This is a genomic window from Nostoc foliaceum FACHB-393 (assembly GCF_014698505.1).
In the GTDB taxonomy this organism is placed as follows: domain Bacteria; phylum Cyanobacteriota; class Cyanobacteriia; order Cyanobacteriales; family Nostocaceae; genus Nostoc; species Nostoc foliaceum_A.
The window spans coordinates 14,974-35,653 of record NZ_JACJTD010000046.1 but is presented as its reverse complement, the minus strand read 5'-3'; the positions used below and the strand labels follow the sequence as shown (position 1 = coordinate 35,653).

19 protein-coding genes are annotated in these 20,680 nt (G+C 42.0%); 8 read left to right on the top strand and 11 right to left on the bottom strand.

What is annotated here, in order from left to right:
* Positions 1-4: 4 nt before the first annotated feature.
* Both H6G92_RS27745 and H6G92_RS27740 read left to right on the top strand, forming a co-directional pair.
* The gene (locus H6G92_RS27745) at positions 5-1,444 is read left to right on the top strand and encodes a TldD/PmbA family protein (RefSeq protein WP_190898577.1); all 1,440 of its coding nucleotides are present in this window, start codon (positions 5-7) and stop codon (positions 1,442-1,444) included.
* A 106-nt stretch (positions 1,445-1,550) separates the two neighbouring features.
* Positions 1,551-2,897, top strand: coding sequence for a TldD/PmbA family protein (locus H6G92_RS27740; protein WP_190898575.1), 1,347 nt, complete (start codon positions 1,551-1,553; stop codon positions 2,895-2,897).
* A gap of 176 nt (positions 2,898-3,073) precedes the next feature.
* Here the strand turns inward: H6G92_RS27740 and H6G92_RS27735 are convergent, their stop codons facing one another.
* On the bottom strand, positions 3,074-3,742 hold the full coding sequence (locus H6G92_RS27735; RefSeq protein WP_190898573.1) for a DivIVA domain-containing protein: 669 nt from the start codon (positions 3,740-3,742) through the stop codon (positions 3,074-3,076).
* A complete protein-coding gene (gene coaD, locus H6G92_RS27730; protein ID WP_190898571.1) occupies positions 3,652-4,203 on the bottom strand; it encodes a pantetheine-phosphate adenylyltransferase in 552 nt (183 codons plus the stop codon). The genes H6G92_RS27735 and coaD overlap by 91 nt, the downstream gene beginning before the upstream one ends.
* 434 nt (positions 4,204-4,637) lie before the next feature.
* On the opposite strand from coaD, the gene lgt reads away from it, so the two are divergent.
* The 5 genes from lgt (at position 4,638) to H6G92_RS27705 (ending at position 9,202) form a co-directional block, all read left to right on the top strand.
* Positions 4,638-5,513 carry a prolipoprotein diacylglyceryl transferase gene (lgt, locus tag H6G92_RS27725; RefSeq protein ID WP_190898569.1) on the top strand — a complete coding sequence of 292 codons (876 nt, stop codon included), beginning with the start codon at positions 4,638-4,640 and terminating at the stop codon, positions 5,511-5,513.
* Positions 5,514-5,762: 249 nt separating this feature from the next.
* Entirely contained in the window at positions 5,763-6,554 is a 792-nt protein-coding gene (cobM, locus tag H6G92_RS27720; protein ID WP_190898626.1) for a precorrin-4 C(11)-methyltransferase, read from the top strand.
* Between the two features lie 162 nt (positions 6,555-6,716).
* The gene (locus H6G92_RS27715) at positions 6,717-7,070 is read left to right on the top strand and encodes a phenylpyruvate tautomerase MIF-related protein (RefSeq protein WP_190898567.1); all 354 of its coding nucleotides are present in this window, start codon (positions 6,717-6,719) and stop codon (positions 7,068-7,070) included.
* Between the two features lie 78 nt (positions 7,071-7,148).
* Complete coding sequence (rlmN, locus tag H6G92_RS27710) at positions 7,149-8,243, top strand: 23S rRNA (adenine(2503)-C(2))-methyltransferase RlmN (RefSeq protein ID WP_190898565.1); 1,095 nt, start codon at positions 7,149-7,151, stop codon at positions 8,241-8,243.
* A gap of 488 nt (positions 8,244-8,731) precedes the next feature.
* Positions 8,732-9,202, top strand: coding sequence for a hypothetical protein (locus H6G92_RS27705; protein ID WP_190898564.1), 471 nt, complete (start codon positions 8,732-8,734; stop codon positions 9,200-9,202).
* Positions 9,203-9,272: 70 nt separating this feature from the next.
* On the opposite strand, the gene H6G92_RS27700 is transcribed toward H6G92_RS27705, so the two are convergent.
* Both H6G92_RS27700 and uvrC read right to left on the bottom strand, forming a co-directional pair.
* Positions 9,273-9,455 (bottom strand): replication restart DNA helicase PriA, encoded by a 183-nt coding sequence (locus H6G92_RS27700; protein WP_190898562.1) that lies wholly within the window; start codon positions 9,453-9,455, stop codon positions 9,273-9,275.
* Positions 9,456-10,098: 643 nt separating this feature from the next.
* Complete coding sequence (gene uvrC / locus H6G92_RS27695) at positions 10,099-11,976, bottom strand: excinuclease ABC subunit UvrC (protein ID WP_190898560.1); 1,878 nt, start codon at positions 11,974-11,976, stop codon at positions 10,099-10,101.
* Between the two features lie 655 nt (positions 11,977-12,631).
* Here uvrC and H6G92_RS27690 point away from each other — a divergent pair.
* Complete coding sequence (locus H6G92_RS27690; protein ID WP_190898557.1) at positions 12,632-12,811, top strand: hypothetical protein; 180 nt, start codon at positions 12,632-12,634, stop codon at positions 12,809-12,811.
* Positions 12,812-12,832: 21 nt separating this feature from the next.
* Here the strand turns inward: H6G92_RS27690 and H6G92_RS27685 are convergent, their stop codons facing one another.
* From H6G92_RS27685 to H6G92_RS27655, 7 genes are all read right to left on the bottom strand, one after another.
* On the bottom strand, positions 12,833-13,255 hold the full coding sequence (locus tag H6G92_RS27685) for a response regulator (RefSeq protein ID WP_190898552.1): 423 nt from the start codon (positions 13,253-13,255) through the stop codon (positions 12,833-12,835).
* Between the two features lie 791 nt (positions 13,256-14,046).
* Entirely contained in the window at positions 14,047-14,988 is a 942-nt protein-coding gene (locus tag H6G92_RS27680) for an NF038130 family PEP-CTERM protein (RefSeq protein WP_242059335.1), read from the bottom strand.
* A 412-nt stretch (positions 14,989-15,400) separates the two neighbouring features.
* Positions 15,401-16,603 carry an LL-diaminopimelate aminotransferase gene (locus H6G92_RS27675; RefSeq protein ID WP_190898624.1) on the bottom strand — a complete coding sequence of 401 codons (1,203 nt, stop codon included), beginning with the start codon at positions 16,601-16,603 and terminating at the stop codon, positions 15,401-15,403.
* A gap of 64 nt (positions 16,604-16,667) precedes the next feature.
* Positions 16,668-17,003, bottom strand: a complete 336-nt coding sequence (locus H6G92_RS27670; RefSeq protein ID WP_190898622.1) for a thioredoxin family protein — start codon at positions 17,001-17,003, stop codon at positions 16,668-16,670.
* Between the two features lie 174 nt (positions 17,004-17,177).
* On the bottom strand, positions 17,178-17,954 hold the full coding sequence (locus H6G92_RS27665) for a PspA/IM30 family protein (protein WP_190898533.1): 777 nt from the start codon (positions 17,952-17,954) through the stop codon (positions 17,178-17,180).
* 162 nt (positions 17,955-18,116) lie between these two features.
* A complete protein-coding gene (locus tag H6G92_RS27660) occupies positions 18,117-18,872 on the bottom strand; it encodes a PspA/IM30 family protein (protein ID WP_190898528.1) in 756 nt (251 codons plus the stop codon).
* 269 nt (positions 18,873-19,141) lie between these two features.
* Positions 19,142-20,509 carry a hypothetical protein gene (locus H6G92_RS27655; protein WP_190898525.1) on the bottom strand — a complete coding sequence of 456 codons (1,368 nt, stop codon included), beginning with the start codon at positions 20,507-20,509 and terminating at the stop codon, positions 19,142-19,144.
* Between the last annotated feature and the right edge of the window lie 171 nt (positions 20,510-20,680).

The window sequence follows — 20,680 nt, the reverse complement described above, 5'->3', positions numbered from 1 at the left end:
TCTTATGTGGATTACTCTAAAAAAAGCGATCGCTAGTTTCGACATTCCTGCTGATTGGATCGGTATCAGAGCCGTCAAAGAGACTTCTACAACTCGTTCAGTCCGTGACGGCTTACCCCAGGTAAATGGCAAATCCTTCACCATAGGAGCCATGCTGGAAGTTTTGGTAAATGGTTGTCTGGGTTATGCAGCAACTAACTCCCTGGAACTGTCTTCCCTCCAAGCTGCTGCCCAAACAGCCTATAAACAGGCACTAGCGGCCACTGAATGGTGGATACATCCCTTCCGTGAAAGTGAGCGCCCGAAAGTGGTTGGTGAATATAAATCTCCATTCCTTGAGCCATTAGATGCTTTGAGTCCTGGAGAAATCAACGATTTACTGGTTCGGATTTGCCAAACGCTGAAAGTTGACGACAAGATTGTGCAAACTATAGCCAGTGCTAGCACCATTGAGAGGGAGTCTTGGTTTATTAGCAGCAACGGCTCAGAAGTCTATCAAAAAACTCTATCTATAGGCACTCATTATGGAGCCACCGCCCAAGATGGGGCGGTTGTACAGCAACGCAGTAACAATGGTTCTCAAGCAAACTGTTATCAAGGTGGATTAGAACTTTTAAAACAAGAAAACTTATGGCATCGGGTGCGGCAAATTGGCGAACAAGCAGTAGAACTCTTGACAGCAGATGAATGTCCTAGCACCCGTACCAATTTAGTTTTAGCCCCAGATCAAATGATGCTGCAAATCCATGAAAGTGTCGGACATCCCCTAGAAATTGACCGAATTTTGGGAGATGAGCGTAATTATGCTGGGGGCAGCTTCGTTAATAAAAGTGATTTTGGCAACCTAGTATATGGTTCGCCGCTGATGAACATTACTTTTGATCCCACCGTGCCTGGAGAATTTGCTAGCTATGGCTTTGATGATACTGGTGCTGTAGCAACGCGGGAGTATTTGGTTAAAGAAGGTGTACTCCAGCGAGGTGTAGGCAGTCTGGAGAGTCAAGCAAGAGCAGGTGTACCAGGAGTTGCCTGTGCCCGTGCTTCCTCATGGAATCGACCTGCGATCGATCGCATGGGTAACTTGAATTTAGAACCTCTAAACGCCAGCTTTGAAGACATTATTGGCGGGATAGAACACGGCGTTTACATGGAATCTAACCGTTCTTGGTCAATTGACGATCGCCGCTACAAATTTCAATTTGGTTGCGAGTACGCTAAATTAATTGAAAATGGTAAACTCACCAAAACCCTCCGCAATCCTAACTATCGCGCCACAACACCAGAGTTTTGGCACAGCTTAATCCAAGTAGGAAATGCTGACAACTGGCAAATGTATGGTACTCCTTATTGTGGTAAAGGAGAACCAAATCAGGCTATTTGGGTAGGACATGGTTCACCTGTTTGTGTATTTGCTAATGTCGAAGTTTTTGGTGGAGGAGTTTAGATAATTCGTAATTCGTAATGACGCTCGCGGACTCGCTACCGCTACGCTAACGTAATTCGTAATTGCGTCATCCCATCTACCTATTCCCTATTAATATTTAATATCCATGAAGATTGAGGAATTATCTGCGTTAGAAGTCAGCTTTAATCGACTGATTGAAACTCTGCTGATTAAAAAATCTAAAAGTGAACAATTCACTGTCAAACTCAGCAGTGAAAGAAGTCAATTTATTCGTTTTAATCATGCAAAAGTGCGCCAAACTGGTTGTGTTGCTGATGGTTGGATCGAACTAACTTTGATGGCAGATCAGCGTAGCAGTGTTCGGCAGTTTCCGTTTACTGGAAATTGGGACGTAGATTGGCAGTTAGCATATGCCGCTTTGCAAGAACTACGTGACGAACTTATTCTATTACCCATCGATCCATATCTAGTTTTGCCATCAGGAAATAATTCCAGTCGAGAAATACATTCTGGGAATTTATTAGCGGCGGAAGCAGTAGTACCAACTCTGCTAGAATTAGTTGCTGAATTAGATTTTACAGGGATATATGCAGGGGGAGTGGTAGTTAAAGCTTATGGTGATTCCAACGGACAAAAACACTGGTTTGCTACTGATTCTTTTACCTTAGATTATTCTCTATTTTCCACTTCTGGACAAGCAGTTAAGGGTACATTTGCAGGAAGTGACTGGGATGAATCTGCTTATATAGCCAAAATCAGCGAAGGCAAAAAGCAACTCGAATTGCTTTCTCGCCCAGCGAAAGAATTGCCGCGGGGACAATACAAAACTTATTTTGCACCTGCTGCTGTTGCAGATTTATTATTAATGCTTTCTTGGGGAGCAGTAAGCGAAGCTGATATCCAGCAAGGAAATAGCGCTTTAGCTGCTTTATCGCGTCAAGAAAAACAACTGTCTCCAAGATTTAGTTTGAAAGAAAACTTTCAGCGGGGATTAGTGCCGCGATTTAATGAATTAGGAGAAATAGCAGCACCGGAGTTACCTGTAATAGAAAAAGGACATTTGGTAAATACTTTGGTGAATTCTCGGACTGCTAAGGAATATCAAAAAATTGCCAACGGTGCTAATAGTTCAGAGACTTTACGAGCGCCAGAAGTGAGTACTGGAAATTTAGTATTTGAGCAGATTCTTCCGAGTTTAGATACAGGATTATATGTATCGAATTTACATTACTTGAATTGGAGCGATCGCCAAACTGGTAGAATCACAGGTATGACCCGTTATGCTTGTTTTTGGGTAGAAAACGCAGAAATTATTGCTCCCATTGAGAACTTACGTTTTGATGAAAGTCTCTATCGCTTCTGGGGAGAAAAATTAGTAGCTTTGACAGATTTTCAAGAATTCATTCCTGAAGTAGGTACATATGATAGTCGTCAACTTGGAGGTAGTTTAGTTCCCGGTATGCTGGTAGAAGATTTTACTTACACCCTGTAATTAGAGATTAAATTGCGTTAATGGGTAGGTGTTGGCGTAAGCTAAAATTTTAAACCTATTCAGAGGTAGATTTAGCTTCGAGTATAGAAACGCAAAAGTCTTCCTTGATAAAAATTGCTGGGTTAAGCAATAGCGAAACCCAACCTATAATTTTTCCCCATCTCTCGTTAAAACTCCTATCTTTTTTTGCCAGGAGGTGAATTGCGCTGTGTGAGGTTATCAATTTGCAATTGTTGTCGTCCATTGGTGATAATTCGCAACATATCCTTGAGATCCTGCTCAATATTTCCCAGGATGCCATCGGCGTATGCATCAGCCCCATCTTCAATTTCTTGAGCGTGAGCGATCGCAGTTTGTCGCATTTGGTCTAACTCTTGCTGACAAGCATACCGCTTACGGTCTATCTCGGCGAGGGTTTCTTGCATTATTGCCTCACACTCTTGTTGCACTTGTCGCCGCAGTTGTTCAGCTTCTTGTTCTGCTTGGTGAATAATATCGCTTTCAGCTAAAATTTGCGCTCTTTTTGCTTGCGCGGCCTCAACAACCTGCTGCCCATACTCTTCCGCTTCCAGGAGAATTTCGTCCTTTTGGTCGAGGATAGCTGCTGCTTCTTGAAAAAGTGATGGTAAGGCAAGCCGGATGTAATCAAGCTGATCCAGTAGCTTTTCTTCATCTATGAGAGTGCGTCCCGTCAGCGGAATCCTGAGACTAGAGAGAACCATTTCCTCTAGACGGTTGAGTTCCTGCTGAATATCTATGCTTCCCTCTCCACTGAGATACTCTTGAGGGGGGGGATTGCTTCCGTTGAGATTGGGTTCAACATTGGAGATTTGTGATTGTAGCATTGGTATATATCTAGGGCAATGTGTGGGGGAACGAGATGATCGATAGAGCCACCAAACCTTGCAATCTCTTTTACCACACTACTACTTAAAAAACTATACTCATTTGAGGTTGCAAGAAAAACTGTTTCTATTTGGGTAGAAAGAGTTTTATTGGTGTGAGCCATTTGCAGTTCCACTTCAAAATCTGACACAGCCCGTAAACCCCGCAGCAAAACTTGTGCTTGTCGCATTTGGGCATAGTTAACGGTAAGACCATCAAAGCTATCTACATCTACATTAGGTAGATGTTGTGTAGAAAGACTGATCTGATCTAGCCGTTGCTGTACGCTAAAAAGTGGCATTTTGTTGGGGTTCCGCAGTACAGCGACAATTACCCGCTCAAACAGCCGACTACCGCGCTGAATGAGGTCAAGGTGTCCCAAGGTGATGGGGTCGAAGCTACCAGGATAAATAGCAATCACAATTTTAGATATATCAAAGTTGTTTAGGTGATTATATCGAAACTCTTTTGTGTAACTTACTCAAATCTACCATCTTGCGCTCTGAGTAAGGATGCTAAACTCAATTGTTTTAGTGGCACAAGTTATGCTCAACTAGGCGTTAGGAATTATCGCGGTTCTCACTTTAGTGCAATATAGTCGGAACCCCACTCCGCATTTGAGTAAAGCAAACGCTCCCCTCTCCTTGCTAAGGAGAGGGGTTGGGGGTGAGGTTGAACAACGTACTTCATGCAAACGAGAACCGCTATAAACTCCTAAATATAGATGCTGGATTTCTATTTGTATCCCCACAATGTTGTGGAGGATTTAAGTACAGTTCCAGTATTCGAGACTCAAGAAACTCCGTACTTAGCAAAGTGCGCGGGTAGTTAACGAACTTTTCTAGGTAATTTTTCATGGCACTGGATTTTTCCACCTTGCCTTTGGCATTTCAATTTACTTCTCCAGGACCGATTCTGGTGAAATTAGGGCCATTAACTATCCGTTGGTATGGCTTATTGATTGCCACAGCAGTGTTAATTGGCGTTATCCTTTCCCAGGAATTGGCAAAGCGTCGTAATGTTAATCCTGAGTTGTTAGGCGATTTATTCTTTTGGTTATTGATTGGGGCGATTCCTGGCGCACGGCTATATTACGTTTTTTTTGAGTGGTCAAAATATGCCCCAACTCCAGGAAAAATCTTTGCTATCTGGGAAGGAGGTATTGCCATTCATGGAGCAATTCTTGGTGGCGTTTTGGCTGCATTAATCTTTGCCAAAATTAAGCAGGTTTCTTTCTGGCAACTAGCAGATTTAGTAGCGCCTTCGCTGATTTTAGGGCAAGCGATCGGGCGTTGGGGCAATTTCTTTAATTCTGAAGCTTTTGGCGATCCTACTAATTTACCTTGGAAGCTGTATATTCCACCAGACCATCGTCCTCTAGAATATGCGAGTTTTGATTACTTTCATCCCACCTTCCTGTACGAATCTCTATGGGATTTAGCGGTGTTTGCACTGCTCATAACATTGTTTTTCCGGTCTTTATCCGGTAAGCCACGTTTGAAGGTAGGCACGCTGTTTCTAGTTTACTGGCCAGCCTACAGCTTAGGACGCTTGTGGATCGAAGGTTTTCGCACTGATAGCTTGATGCTGGGGCCGTTACGGATGGCACAAGTAGTCAGTAGTTTAGGAATTTTATTTGGATTAGCTGGATTAGCTTGGCTTTACTTACTCAAACGCCCTTTACCCGATGTAGTTCCTACTCCTAAGGGAGATGGGGAGATGAGGGGATGAGGAAGCAGGGGGAGCAGGGGGAGCAGGGGGAGCAGAGGAAGAAAGAATAATAACTCATGCCCAATGCCCAATTCCCGATATCCAAAAATAAAAAATGCCCCAGAGTATTCTCTAGGGCTTAACCAGGGTGCATCTACCATTACTCTCTACTAGGGAAAGAGGGTAAATCCGGAAAGATACTGAGAAAATATCAAAAAAGTTTTTTGAGGGATTGCCGTGTGTTCTTCTAAAAGTGAATATACAGAAAACCTGAGTTATGAAAAAACACTATATGCCATAGAACCGTCTGTGTATATTGTCGGAGCAGGCCCTGGAGATCCTGATTTATTAACGGTGAAGGCGCAGAAGCTACTGGCTGTTGCTGATGTGATTTTATTTGCTGATTCTTTAGTACCCGAACAGATTTTAGAACTTTGCCGAAAAGATGCAGAGATTATTAGAACTGCGAATCAGACTTTAGAAGAGATTTTGGCGATCATGATTGATAGGGTGCGATCGCAAAATAAATCTCTAGTCCGTCTCCATTCTGGCGATCCTAGTCTCTACAGCGCCATTCACGAGCAAATGCACCTCCTCGCAGAGGCAAATATTCCTTTTGAAGTCATCCCAGGTATCAGCGCTTTTCAAGCTGCTGCTGCCAAACTCAAAGTAGAGCTGACTGTCCCTGGTTTAGTCCAAACTATAATTTTGACCCGGATCAGCGGACGTACAGAAGTCCCCGCCACTGAAGAATTAGCCTCTCTCGCGGCACATCAGGCTAGCCTCTGCCTGTATTTGAGTGCGCGTCACGTCGAAAATGCCCAAGCCAAACTACTCGAACATTACCCAGCCGAAACCCCCATTGCCATTTGCTTTCGCATCGGATGGCCCGATGAAAAAATCAAGGTTGTCCCCCTAAACGAAATGGCAGACTGCACTCATAAAGAAAAACTAATTCGCACTACACTTTATATAATTAGTCCAGCCCTCTCGACAGCAAAAGGGCGATCGCGTTTATACCATCCCGAACATAGTCATCTATTTCGCTCATCTCATAACTAAATGTTGGGCATGGGGCATTGGGCATTGAAAAAAGACAAAGGGGCAGGGTGCTGCTCTTGCAGAGGGAAAACTCTTCTCCCTTGCTTCCCTACATCTCCCCATTGCTTCACCTAACGATAAACTTAACAATGTGAATAAAATCCCAAATCCCAATTCGGTATTATGCCATTAATTAAAGTGCAAACTTCTGCATCGGCTCCTCAAAAAGCTGAAATTGAATCAATGCTTTTAAACCTATCAGCCAAGTTAGCGAAACATTTGGGAAAACCAGAATCCTATGTAATGACTGCTTTTGAGCCAGAAATTCCCATGACCTTTGCAGGGAATACAGACCCAGTTTGCTACATTGAAATTAAGAGCATTGGTACCATGAAGCCAGACCAAACCGCAGCAATGAGTCAGGACTTTTGCCAGGAGATTAACCAAACTCTAGGTGTGCCGAAAAATCGAATTTATATAGAATTTGCAGACGCTAAAGGTGCAATGTGGGGCTGGAACGGCACAACCTTTGGGTAATTTCCCGTCTTCTTTGGTCAAGTCTAAGTTAATCTCGCAGGTGTAGGATAGAGATCCTACATCAACTCTTGATTTTTTATGTCTGCTACGCCTTTTGTATCTCAAGTTGAGTTACACAACCCAGCAAAATCAGAATTAATTCCCCCTCTTCTCGGTGCTTCTCTTACGGAGTTAAGTGCTTGGGTGGAGCAGCAAGGACAACCTACTTACAGAGCAAAGCAGCTGCATGAATGGATCTATGACAAGGGAGTACGATCGCTAGCTGATATTTCTGTCTTCTCCAAGCAATGGCGTGCACAAGTAGCAGAAATCCCCATTGGGCGCTCAACTTTACATTACCGCTCTGAGGCACCCGATGGCACAGTCAAATATCTTTTGCGATTAGCAGATGATCAAATTATTGAAACTGTTGGTATCCCCACCTTTGCAGAAAGGGGAGAAGGCCCAAAAGCCCGTTTGACAGTTTGCGTTTCTACTCAGGTAGGTTGCCCAATGGCGTGTGATTTCTGCGCTACTGGTAAGGGAGGCTACAAGCGCAACCTAGCACGGCATGAAATTGTCGATCAGGTGTTAACTGTGCAAGAAGATTTTCAGCAACGGGTTAGCAATGTGGTGTTTATGGGACTGGGTGAACCGTTGTTGAATACTGAGAATGTCCTAGCAGCCCTGAAATCCCTGAATCAAGATATCGGTATTGGGCAGCGATCGCTTACAGTTTCTACAGTTGGTATTCGCGATCGCATTCGTCAGTTCGCGCAAAACAATTTGCAAATCACTCTCGCTGTTAGTCTCCACGCACCCAACCAAGCACTGCGAGAAAAACTCATCCCCAGCGCCCGCGCCTATCCTCTAGAAGATTTGCTGGCTGAATGTCGAGAATATGTAGAAATCACTGGCCGCCGCGTTACCTTTGAATATGTTCTCCTCGCTGGTGTCAACGATTTACCAGAACATGCATTGGAACTTTCAAAATGTATGCGAGGCTTTCAAAGCCATGTGAATTTGATTCCTTATAATCCCATCCAAGAAGTAGACTACAAACGCCCCAACCGCGATCGCATTCAAGCATTTGTCAACGTCCTCAAGCAGCAAAATACTGCTGTTAGTGTCCGTTATTCTCGTGGTTTAGAAGCCGATGCGGCTTGTGGACAACTCAGAGCAAGTAAGAATTAAACCTCTTGCAGACAATTTTAAGAATAAACATGGAACCGCAGATAAACGCAGATGCCTCCTGAGAAATGATCTCTGTCTATCTATGGTGTAAAACCGCCTGAAATCCTTTTTTTAAACTACTCACCGCAGGTAGATGGACTATGGAAATCCGGCAAACCATGTAAAAAATTTGAATGTATAATTGGATTAAGGTGAATATCTAAAAAACGAGATTTTTATGCAAAATCAAGATAATGCACTGAATATAAGCTTGATTTAGAAAGCTATTCTCAATGATATTTAGAGAACATTATGGACTGGAGAATATTAAGTGTGTTGGTGTAGCCCACCGGACGCATCCCGGAAGCCCTAACGGTCAAAAAAATCATTAACTTTAGTTAGCTATTTCAAGTCCTGCATTTATGTATAGGGCAATTATAAATAGTGTTGACATTTTAAGGGTTTAGCGATCGCTAAACCCAACCTATAACAATTGAGGAAATAACTGCATGTTGAACCGCTTATTAATGGTTAAAGCATGGCTACTATTGATTGTGCTTGCCGAAGCTTTATCGATTAATTCTCCTGCCTATGCACAAGTAATTCAGGCGAATCCTCAACAAACTGAGTCCTTTCAACAAAGAATGAGGCGACAACAAGAGGAGCGAAATCAGCAAACACAAGAGCAATTTAAGGAAACATGGCTACGGCTATACCTCCAGCAACCACAATTACAACAACAACTAAGAATACAACAGCAAGAATTTACACAACAACGACAAGAACTGAGACGCCAGCAACAACTGAGACTACAACAAGAAGAATTTACACGACAACGGCAAGATTTTACACGACAGCAACAACTAAGAATAGAACAGCAACAACTCAGACAAGATCAACAAATTAGACAACAGCAAGAATTGAGATTACAAGAACAGAGACGACAGCAACAACTTAGACAACAGAAGGAAAACCTCTGAAGTGTTCAAAGTTTATGATAAGTAACTTTATTATTAAAAATTAGAGAATATTTTCTCCAATTTTTAATTACTAGCGCTGCTGTGCATAAATTCCTGGTGCATAAGCCTCGATCACTTTGCCAGTGCGAGTGCAACTAATCATCAAGTAGTCACAACTAGGGCATTGTGTCCGAGTTAATTGACTATCAGAAATATAATAACGTTCTGCTTGGCAGCCGCAATTTGGGCAGTAAATTTTTTGTACTGTCTGCATTTTAAAACCCCTGGTTGTAACTATTTTTATTTGAGAAAACTGCCAGTTAAACTAGCAAAAATTTTGGTTTGACCTAACTTAACAAACGGCGCTAATATTGGCTGATTATTTTAAACAAAATTTCAGGTTTGAAAACTTTTTCATATCTCTGTCTATTATCCTCTAATTTAAGTGATCCTACCCTCCTACTTTAGATACATAAATTAATTTTTAATTAAATGCTGCTTAGTTATTTACTGATCCCTATGAGGAATGCCTTGAGAAAGCCTTATTTATAGTCAGTTCAGACGAATACAAAAAAAGCCGTTCTTGTATTCAAAAATTAAAACCAGGAAATTACTGTATATTTAGTAACAAAATATTTATCTTAAGATTTAGTTAATATTCGCTAACAAGATTTATGAGATTAAATTGTGGCGAGATAATTTAATCAAAACTACCGCACTTATCAAAGACCGTAAATTTACGGTTTCTATACAGCTTAAATTCTCACAGACAACCTTAATTAAATCATCTGTGAGAGTGGAACTAGTAAACTATGGCAGAAGTTTACCTACCTTAAACAAGGGGCAAAATCCCCTTGTTTAAACCCCAAGTCTTGTTGAGATGGTAACTGGATTTACGCCGTGTTGTACTAATCTCCTCAAGCAGGATGAAAATAATCGTAAATTTCTTGAGCTAAACGCGGCCCGATTCCTGGAACCTCAGCGAGTTGTGGGGTTGTTGCTTGCCGAATATAATCAACTGAGCGAAAATGCCCTAGTAGCTGCTTTTGTCGATGATGTCCTAAGCCAGGAATTTCATCTAAACGCGATCGCTTCAATTTATCACTGCGTTGCTGACGATGGAAACTCACTGCAAATCGATGCGCTTCATCCCGCAACCGCCGCAACAACTGCACCCCTGGTTGTTCTGCATCAGTTGTCAAGGGTTTAGATTCTCCCGGTAAAAAAATCTCTTCTCGCTGCTTCGCTAAACTTACAACTCGCAAGTCTTCTAATAAATTCATCTCTTGCAAAACGGCGACAACTGATGATAATTGACCTTTACCGCCATCGATCATGATTAAATCAGGCCAATCTGGATTACCCAAACGTGATAACTGAGGATCTTCTCCATACTTGCGGAACCGCCGCCCAATAACTTCAGCAAGACTAGCAAAATCATCTGAATGTCCCGCCGTTACAGTGGGATTTTTTATTTTGTAGTGGCGATAGTGCTGTTTGGCGGGTAATCCGTCGATAAATACAACTTGTGAAGCTACAGCATTTGACCCTTGAATATGAGAAATGTCATAACCTTCGATGCGGTGGGGTACATCTGGTAAATCGAGAATGGCTGCTAAATCTTGCATTGCTTGGTGATTGCGATCGCCAAATTTTTGCATTCTTTGCAATTCATACTGGGCATTTCGCTCTACCATCTCAATTAATTCTGCCTTAGTTTGCCGCAAAGGAGTCAAAATTGTGACTTTTTTGCCTTTACGTTGAGTTAAGACATCTGCCAATATCTCGCCATCTGGTAACTCATGCTGTACCAAAATTTCTAAAGGTATTTCCACTGAGTCAGCAGTTTGGTAATGTTCTTCTAAAGCTCGTTGTAAAATAGCTCCCGGTTCTGCATGAGCATCCGCCACAAAGGCTAAACGTCCTACTAATTGCCCAGCGCGAATCTGGAATATTTGAATACAGGCGTGTTGTTCGTTGGCTGCCAGTGCGATCGCATCTCGTGAAACTGTATCATCTGGTAAGGAAACTTTTTGGTCAGCCGTCAGCGACTTTAATCCAGAAATTTGATCGCGAATTCGCGCTGCTGACTCAAAGTTCAGCGCCTCAGCTGCTGCGTTCATCTGTTGAGTCAAAATATCAATTAGTTCCTGAGTTCGCCCTTGGAAGACCATCGCTATTTTTTGTACAATTTTGCGATATTCTTCTGGTGAAATCATTTGTTGACACACACCCGGACAACGCCCTAAATCATAATTTAAGCAAGGACGGTCTTTAAAAAGTGGTTGAGGCCGTTGTCGCTGTGGAAAGATCCGCTTACAGATGCGGACAATCTCTCGCAATAAACCAGCATCAGTATAAGGCCCGTAAAATTTATCCTTTTCTTTGCCGAATTGGCGTTTACGGGTAATAAAAATTCGCGGATAATCTTCTGACCAAGTGATGCAGAGATAGGGATATTTTTTATCATCTTTGAGCAGCACGTTAAAGTATGGTTGGTGCTGCTTGATCAAATTGGCTTCTAGCGCTAGGGCTTCGGCTTCAGTATCAGTGACAATGAATTCAATTTCTGTCACCAACTTAACCATCGTAGCTATGCGTTCAGTCTTGTTGTAGCCATCTCGAAAATAGGAACGGACACGCGATCGCAACTTACGTGATTTACCTATATATATAATGCGATCGCTCCTGTCCCGCATGAAATAAACCCCCGGTTCCGGTGGAATTTCGGCTAGACGATTTTCCAGTCGTTCTGGCTCTTTAACCAGTGGTAAAATTTGAGTAGATATTGTCACAACCAAAATTAGGTAATCTTTCTCTATTTTAAGAAAAATTATTTTTTCGTGCCGATTTAACAGAGTTATTATCAAGTAAATATAAAGTAGGCAGGCTTTTAGTCCACACACAGAGAAGTCTATAAATGTTTCTGCGGCTTCCCGCAGGGGGGCTTGGTTTCCGACCTAGTACAGCAAGCATGGCGTAAATCCAGCTACCATCTCAATTAACAAGGCTGGTAGTACTTAAATAAAGCTAGGTAACTTCTGCCACAGCGTACTAAATGTCCTGCTGTAAGCATCAAAACTTTGGAGCAGACGAAAGTGTGTCTAACTGTGAACTCAGTCCGCGGCTGGTACTGTCAGAATAAAAACTTGGCTTCTTGAATCTATAATTAAGATTTTAAAATCAACAAAGATTTCTTATTTGGAAATTCATTTTTATATAGAAATTATTTTTTATTGATTGAGTTAAGCTTTTATTTTTTTATTATTAAAGTTAATTATTCTTTTTAAATATCGATTATATAAATATCCTACAAAAATTGTTATTAAACAATCTCCTGGGTTTTGTATGAACTTATAATATTAAGCGATTTAACGGATTTAGTAAGGTAAATTTACGAATATGATTGGAAATATAGCAATTATAATAATTTCATTCAACAGTTAAACTATGAATTTGCAAGACTTTGAAGCCCAGTACCGGGAAGCTATGGCTGAAACGCTCAATGAGCTGCAAACAGCAGTTTTGTTGTTAGCGCAAATACAACATAAAATTTCAAAAGTTGGTAGTTCTATACAACATATTAGTGAGCAAGTTGAAGAATTTATTGCAGAGCAAAAAGCTGAATAAATGAACGCCTAACAGAAAAGTTTATCTGTGAAGATAAGTCAACTCTTCTTCGATTGTAAGTATCAGCTCCTTGAGTTTTAGAGGTTTGACAAAATAGCGGCGTGCGCCCAAACTTAGAGCTAGTTCTTGATCTGCTTTAAAAGCAAAAGCTGAAACTACAATGATAGGTATTTTTGACAAATCAGGTTTTTGCTGGACTTGTTTTAAGAGTGAATAACCATCAATATCTGGCAGTTTCAAGTCTAATAACATTAAATCTGGTTGAAATTTCTCTATAGTCGAGAAAAAAGCAGACCCTTCTGATAAGCTTTGGACATCGTACCCACAATAATTTAGATAGTCAGTCAGTAACAACCTATTGAGATAATGGTCTTCAACTAGCAAAACTCGTCTAACTTTGTGTGACCGCAATGGCTGGTCTATATTGAATAATCGTGCTGTCATTGCTATCTATTATCTTATGTAAAAACCAACACTTCTTACCATAAACTAGAACGGTAGTGCATTTAAACTGTTAAACCAATAGAAATTTGGCTTATATAATCTAGCCAAATATATTAATAAATTAAATTTAGATGCACTTCAATACTTAATAATAGTATGCTTAAATATAATATTAATTAAAAATTAATATTTTCTTTACGAGCTTTTTACAATTTATAGTATTAAATAAACTACTACTTTTAAAAATTGAACTGTCCAAGCTTTATGGGTGAAACTACTTAAGTAGTACTGTAATATCAAGCCCAGCTAATTACTTATCATTTATGATTGCGAGTGTAACGAAGTAAAACGTTCGCCTTTGGTATTCCCGTAGGCTAGCAATCCCAAAAACTTAGCATAAGTACTTTGCAAACGGTTGCAATGACGGTTATTTAAGCTGACATATATATAACGAATGGTAGACTAATTGCCTTTCCTAAAACAGTTTATATCTGGATGTTAAGGTAAGCCATACCATTTTGCGAAATTGCGTTACAAATATGTTGGTAGTGGTGTAGATATGTAGACCTTTACAAACGGTTTGTTGTAAATGTTTTTGTAAATATAGGACTCATATTTGATTTTTGAAAAAACTCAGCACAATTTAAAAAACCTTCTTTCCCGTTGCCTATTGCTTGCTAAGGCAAGTAAGTTCAAAAATCAAAATGGATTGCTATAGCTAGAAGGAAGTATTCATAAAAAAAAGGGAGCTAACAGCTCCCTTTTTTATTTGTAGTTTTGAACCCGTAATCTTAAATAGATGCTTTTTTAAATTTGCGTTGGGTAGCAAACACACCAGCAACACCCAGCAGACCGAGGATTATTGATGGTTCTGGCACTGCTGCGGGAGGCACACCTTTTATGCTAACTTCATAGTTGCCACTATGAGAAAATTTATCAGCACCTAATCCTAAACTGTTCGTTAGCTCACTTTTGGTAGCAGAAAAGCTGTAAAGGAAATCAGTCTTGTCATTGTAGGTAACTTTAACAACTTCACTGGCTTGGAATCCATTTTTGAGAAAATTACCAAAGCCTCCTAATAGAGGAGCATAGTAATCTTTTAAATTGAAGTGACCAGCTAACCCAATTTTAATTTCGCCAGTGGTGTCATTTTGATTAACGTAAGAGATATTAGGGTCGCTGGAGCGTTGGAAACCACTTATACCATAAAATGCGTTAAAGGCTAGCTTGCGGATAGCCGAGCTAGGAGTAAAACTTGGTAGTCCTATTGCCAATTTAATTGCAGATTCATTGGTTGCTAGACCAGCTGCATTATAAAATTCGTTAAACCAGGTATTTGCAAAGTTATTTGCTCCATAGCTTGTACTCAATCCTGACCCAGTACTAAACCAATCTGTTGCTGTCAGACTGCTCAGAGTAATACTTTTGCCACCAATTTGCCCCGTCAAGGTGGTATTTTTGGTGAAATCAAAACCAGGCTGCTCAGTGGTGGCTCGTAACTCTACGTTTCCAGTGGGATTTGTAGCATTACTATCCAGAACTTTCTGGACGTTTGTCTGGGTACTTGGCACAAGTACAGTACTGTTACCTGACACATCATAGACGGAATAATCACTTGCTGCTGTTCCACCGATACTAGCACCAGTGAGTGTTCCAGCTTGTGCTGGTACAGTGGCAAGAGCGCTCACACCAATAGCCATTGAGGCACCAATTACAAGTTTCTGAAAAGTCATCTTCATTTTTTCAAGTCTCTGTCAGTTTGGAAGTTAAGTTTTAAACTACTGCCGTTTTTAGGCTTGGGCTGTCTTGACTACAGGCTTTTTGGCAATACGGCTGCTTAAATACGCGACCTGCATTGTTAGCCATCTTTGGTATCTGAGCGTACAAACCTAGTTTAAGAAACGGGGAGACCTGATTGGGTAAAGTTCCTTCTGATTATCAATAAAAAAATGAAGAATATTTTGATGCTTTTATACGTTGAATTACATATTTTCTTTAAAGTGTATTGTATAAAAAATAATATAATATTTTGATGTACAGTATAATACGGTGATTAGTAAGGACGCACAAATGTGCACCCCTACCGCATGTTCTATTCGTGGACTTTGCCGCCAAAAATCCTTAGCGTTTAGTTTGAGAAGAAATTCAATGAAGGAACTGGGCAATTCTTTCCACAGCAGTTTCTAACAAAGGTGGCTCATGCACCAAGGCAAAACGGACATACCCTTCTCCAGATTTGCCAAAGCCAGCACCTGGGGAAGCAGCTACACCAGTTTGTTTGACTAGCTGTGTACAAAATTCTATGGAGTTTTGATTCCAAGGTGAAGGCAATTTTGCCCAGATGTACATTGTGGCTTTGGGAGTAGAAACGTTCCAGCCAATGCGGTGTAAAGCACTGATAAAAGCATCACGGCGCTGCTGGAAGGTAGCGACAGCAGATTCTACCCCAGCTTGAGGCCCAGTTAGAGCAGCGATCGCACCATTCAAAATTCCCCGATACTGATTAAAATCAACAGCGGCTTTTACTTGACGTAAGGCTTTAATTAACTCAGCATTACCGATGGCGTAGCCAATACGGAAGCCGCCCATATTGTAGGACTTGGAAAGGGTAAAAAACTCAATTGAGACGCTTTTCTCTGGATCTGCTTGCAGAATTGAAGGTACTAAGGATTTTGGATTGGGAGAAGAATTTTTCTGCTCCCCAGTCCGCTCAAATACCAAATCTACGTAGGGGAAATCGTGAACTAGGGCGAGATTGTGTTGCTGACAGAACGCGACAGCTTCTTGGAAGAAAGATAAAGGAGCGATCGCAGCAGTGGGATTGTGAGGATAACTTAATACCATCATCCGCGACTGGGCCAAGACTGGGGCAGGAATGTCAGCAAACACAGGTAAAAAACCGTTTTCTGCTCGTAGTGGCATCGGGTAGATTTGACCACTAGCTAAATAAACTCCCCCAGCATGGGAGGGATATCCTGGATCGAGCAAGAGAGCGAAATCTCCTGGATTGAGTATTGCTAGCGGTAAATGGGCAGTGCCTTCTTGAGAACCAATCAGAGGTAGTACTTCAGTTTGGGGATCGACTTTGAGTCCAAATTTTTGTTCGTACCAGTTGGCTGCGGCTTGGCGAAATCCTTGGGTACCGTTAAACAACAGATAGCCGTGGGTACTGCGATCGTGAAGAGATTCGGCGATCGCCTTGATGACATGTGCCTCGGCTGGTAAATCAGAAGACCCCAACGACAAATCAATTACTTGTTGTCCAGCAGCCAAAGCGACTGCCTTGGCTCTGTCCATATCAGCAAATACATTTGATTGCAGGGGTTGTAAACGTTTTGCAAATTGCATGTTAGTCATTAGTCATTAGTCATTAGTCATTAGTTATTTAGTCATTTGGACTATGAACTTTTGACTAATTACTATTTAAGTGTGTATCTAAAAGAGCAAGTAATTTTTCTTTGCCGATGACTCCCTCAGTGGAGATCAAAACTTCCTGGTCTTGAAATAGTCTTAGGGCTGGTACACCTTCCACTTGGTACTGCTTAACAGTGAGTGGATTGGGGTCAATTTCCATTTTAACGATTTTGAGGCGATCGCTATATTTGATAGCAGCTGAGTTAATTAGGGGGGACATCAATTGACAAGGCCCACACCAGGAAGCCCAAAAGTAAACTAACACAGGCTGTTCAGCTTTTAACACTTCTGTTTCAAACTCAGCATCAGTTATGGTGATTACAGCCTTACTCATTGCAGTCTCCATCAGGTGGCGATCAAATTTGGCACACACAATACTTTATCCCAAAGTAGTCAATAGTCCATAGTCAATAATTCATAGTTATTTTGATTGTTAACTATTGACTAATGACGTAAAATCCCACAGCCAATAGGTGTGGGACTAGCTCAATTAAGTTTTCTACCAATTTTACAGTTGATCCAATTGCTTGCGTAGGGAATCCAACTCGGCATCAACCACCTCATTAGACTTAGGAGGAGTGGTTTCTTGTTGCGGTGGCAGTTGTGCTTGAGTTACTGGAGTAGCAGGTGGTAGCATTTGCGCTTTTAAAGCTGCCAATTCATCATCAACATCGCTACCACCTTCCAACTGGGCAAATTGGGTTTCTAAATCTGCACCTGCTAACTCTCCTTGTGCCTGGGCCCTGGCTTCTTGCATCAAGACTTTTTCTTCCATCCGCTCGAAGGCAGACATTGCACTGCTGGTATTCATCCCCCGCACCATACCTTGAAGTTGCTCTTGGGCTTTGGCAGTGGTGATCCGAGCTTTGAGCATTTCTTTCTTGGTTTTAGCTTCAGAAATCTTGCTTTCCAGCTGGATTAAGTTGCGCTTGAGGGTTTCAACTTGAGTGCTTTGGGTATCTAAACTAGCTTTGAGAGCTGCACTGGTGTCAGTATAAGTTTTTTTGCGCTCTAGAGCTTGTCGCGCTAAGTTCTCATCACCTTTTTGCAGGGCCAGTTGGGCATTGCGTTGCCACTTATTGATTTCATTTTGGGCATCATTGTACTGTTTCTCACTGCGTTTTTGGGCGGCGATCGCCTGGGCTACTCCCTGACGCAACTGAACCAAGTCTTCCTGCATTTCCAAGATGGCTTGTTCTAGCATTTTTTCAGGGTCTTCGGCTTTGTTAACCAGGTCGTTGAGGTTAGAACTAACTACTCGCTTAATGCGATCGAATAATCCCATAACTTTGTTTTTCCTTGTGTGGTTTACGCTTTTTGTTGGACAGTTAGCTTTTTTACTTTTTAATAGCTACCTATTTCAATGTAATCTTTCCAGTTTGAATCAGTACCTTCTAACAGCTCTTAATTGTTAAGATATCTCCAAAGTGGGGTCATTAGCAGAACTTCAAGAGTCCTGAGTTTTAGGTAACTGCTGTTGGGGAGGCGGCTCTGTCTTCTGGTTCTCCTGGGTGAGGAGACTGTTGTGCTGTATGTTTTCTGCCCCGTTTAAAGCCTGCACCTTCATTGCTGCCAATTCGGCATCCACATCATTAGTAGATTCCAAAGAAGTAAATTGTGTTTCCAAGTCGTCGCTGCTGAGTTGAGCGATCGCTTCTGATTTGGCTTCTATTTGCGAAACTTTTTCTTCCATGCGCTCAAAAGCGCTCAGACTGCTGGTGGTAGAAGCTCCGCCGAGCATTTCTTGGAGGCGATAAGACGCTTCGGCAGAACGGGCGCGAGCAATATACATATCTTTTTTTGTTTTCGCCTCGGAAATTTTTAACTCTAGCGATCGCATATCCTTTTTTAGCCTAGCTACTATATCGTTTTGCTGCTCTATCTGGGAAAAGAGGGCTGTAGTGGTTTCTTTATAGGCTTGGCGCTTAGTCAAAGCTTCCCGTGCTAGAGGTTCGCTGCCTTGTTGTAAGGCCAATTGAGCGCGGCGATACCATTCTTCTGTTTGAGACTGGGCAGCCGCTGCTTGTCGTTCGGTGCGTTTCTGGGTAGCGATCGCTTGTGCTACACCCTGCCGCAACCGCACCAGATTTTCCTGCATTTCCAAGACAGTTTGCTCCAGAATCTTTTCTGGATCTTCTGCACTGCCGATCAAACTATTGAGATTAGCGCGAATCACCCGCAGGATACGCTTGATTAATTCCATGTCGGCTCTCCATTCACGAAATTCAGTGCTGAGTAATGAGTTTTGATAATTACTCATCACCGCAGATTATGTAGATGCCACATCCCAACTAAACTTAGTGCTGAGTATTAAAACTCTTGACTTTACCAAGAGGACGCGGAAAGTAGTAAATGCGGCAACGCGGATAATTAAAATGTCCTCGTGTCCTCCTGTACCCATGTCCTGTTTACGCAGGACTCAGCACTCATGGCTCAGGACTGTTATCTCATCGTATCGTAGATTTTTGCAACTTATGGCTGCTGAATCCGTGCCTTGATTCCCCTTGTTTGTAACAATTTCAAATGTTGTTGTACTTGCTCTTTAGTCTTAAAAGCACCCAAATAAACCAATTCTTTGTTGGGTGATAAATAAGCATCAGGAATTACTTGCCGTGCTGAGGCTAAAGCCGCGTCTTTATTATCTATCACTACATGATAGAATCCATCTGTTGCTGGTTTGATTTCTGCATCCGGCTTTGGTGAGGTTGCGATTGGGCTGGGCGAGGTTTTTAGTGGTGAAGTGGGTGGCAAATTTAGGGGAGGCAAAGGCTGTAGCATCGGTACTGGTGCTAAAGCGATCGGATTTGTCGGTTTTAGGGCTGTGTTGGGTTCAGGCAATGCCGTTTGAGGATTTGCGGGGTTTTGGGGAACGACTGGATTAGGTACTACTGCGAGGGTTGGTTGGACTTTGGGTTTTAAGCCAACTACATCATTAGGGTCTCTCACCTCAGGAAACTCTTTAGCAGCTAGATTGGGATACTTGGGTATAGATGTGCTTGGTGGCTGGCTCTGAGGTTGGATATTACTTCCAACTTCTTCAGTATTTTCTGGTGCAGAAGATGAGTTACCGTTAAACAAATTGGCTAAATTCCATTGTGACAAGCTTTTGGGATTGAACACTACATAACCCAAGGTAAGACTCGCCACCAATAGCAGCAACATTGAGCCGATACCCAAAGGTGATAGCAGACTATCGCTAGAATTGCTGCTCGGTTTCTTAGTTTCTGGTTGTTCTTCTGTCAGACTTCGCAGCAGTGCTTCACTGGATTCCAAATAGTCATCTGGGTGCTTAGGGGTGTCATCTGGCTGTAAGAGATTTTCGCTCTTAGTATCTTTAACAACTGCTGGCACGATGCTGCTACTAAAGTTGGGCGGTGGTGGTGGAAGTTGAGTTTGTGTTTTAGCAGAATCTGAGGTGGAGGGCACATTGAAATTATTTAGTTCCTCAGTTTTTGCCGTAGCTAACGCTGGGTTTTTTTGAGGATTCGCAGCTACAGAAGATGCGGGTGGTACGTCAATTTTTGCCGTAGCTGGCGCTGGGGTTACCTGATGATTCACGGATACAGATGCAGGCGGCACGTTGGTTTTGATTTCCGTTACTGATGACTGAGTTGTGCCCGATGCTGTAGAGATGGCATTCAACGGCTGGGGTTGACTGCTCATGTAACTTGCAACACGGGACTGTTTTGATGACACCAAACCAGTTCGCGTGCGTCGGTATCGAGCTAACTCTTGATCTAGCGGCACCTCTAAACTCGCTAGTGCTGCTGCTAGTGCTGGTTTCAACCCAGGTGTTTTAGATGATTGAGTACCGGAATCGTTCAGGGGGTTTTGAGTCATTGTCTCTGTGCCTCAAACGTAGACTGCTGAAATTAACTTTAGATATATTTGTGACAATAGTAGCGAAAATTATCTAAATAGATAGACTGGGCATAGGGGCAGGCAGGGTGCTGCTCTTCCAGAGGGGAAAACTCTTTTCCCTTGCTCCTCACTCAGCACTCAGCACTTTGA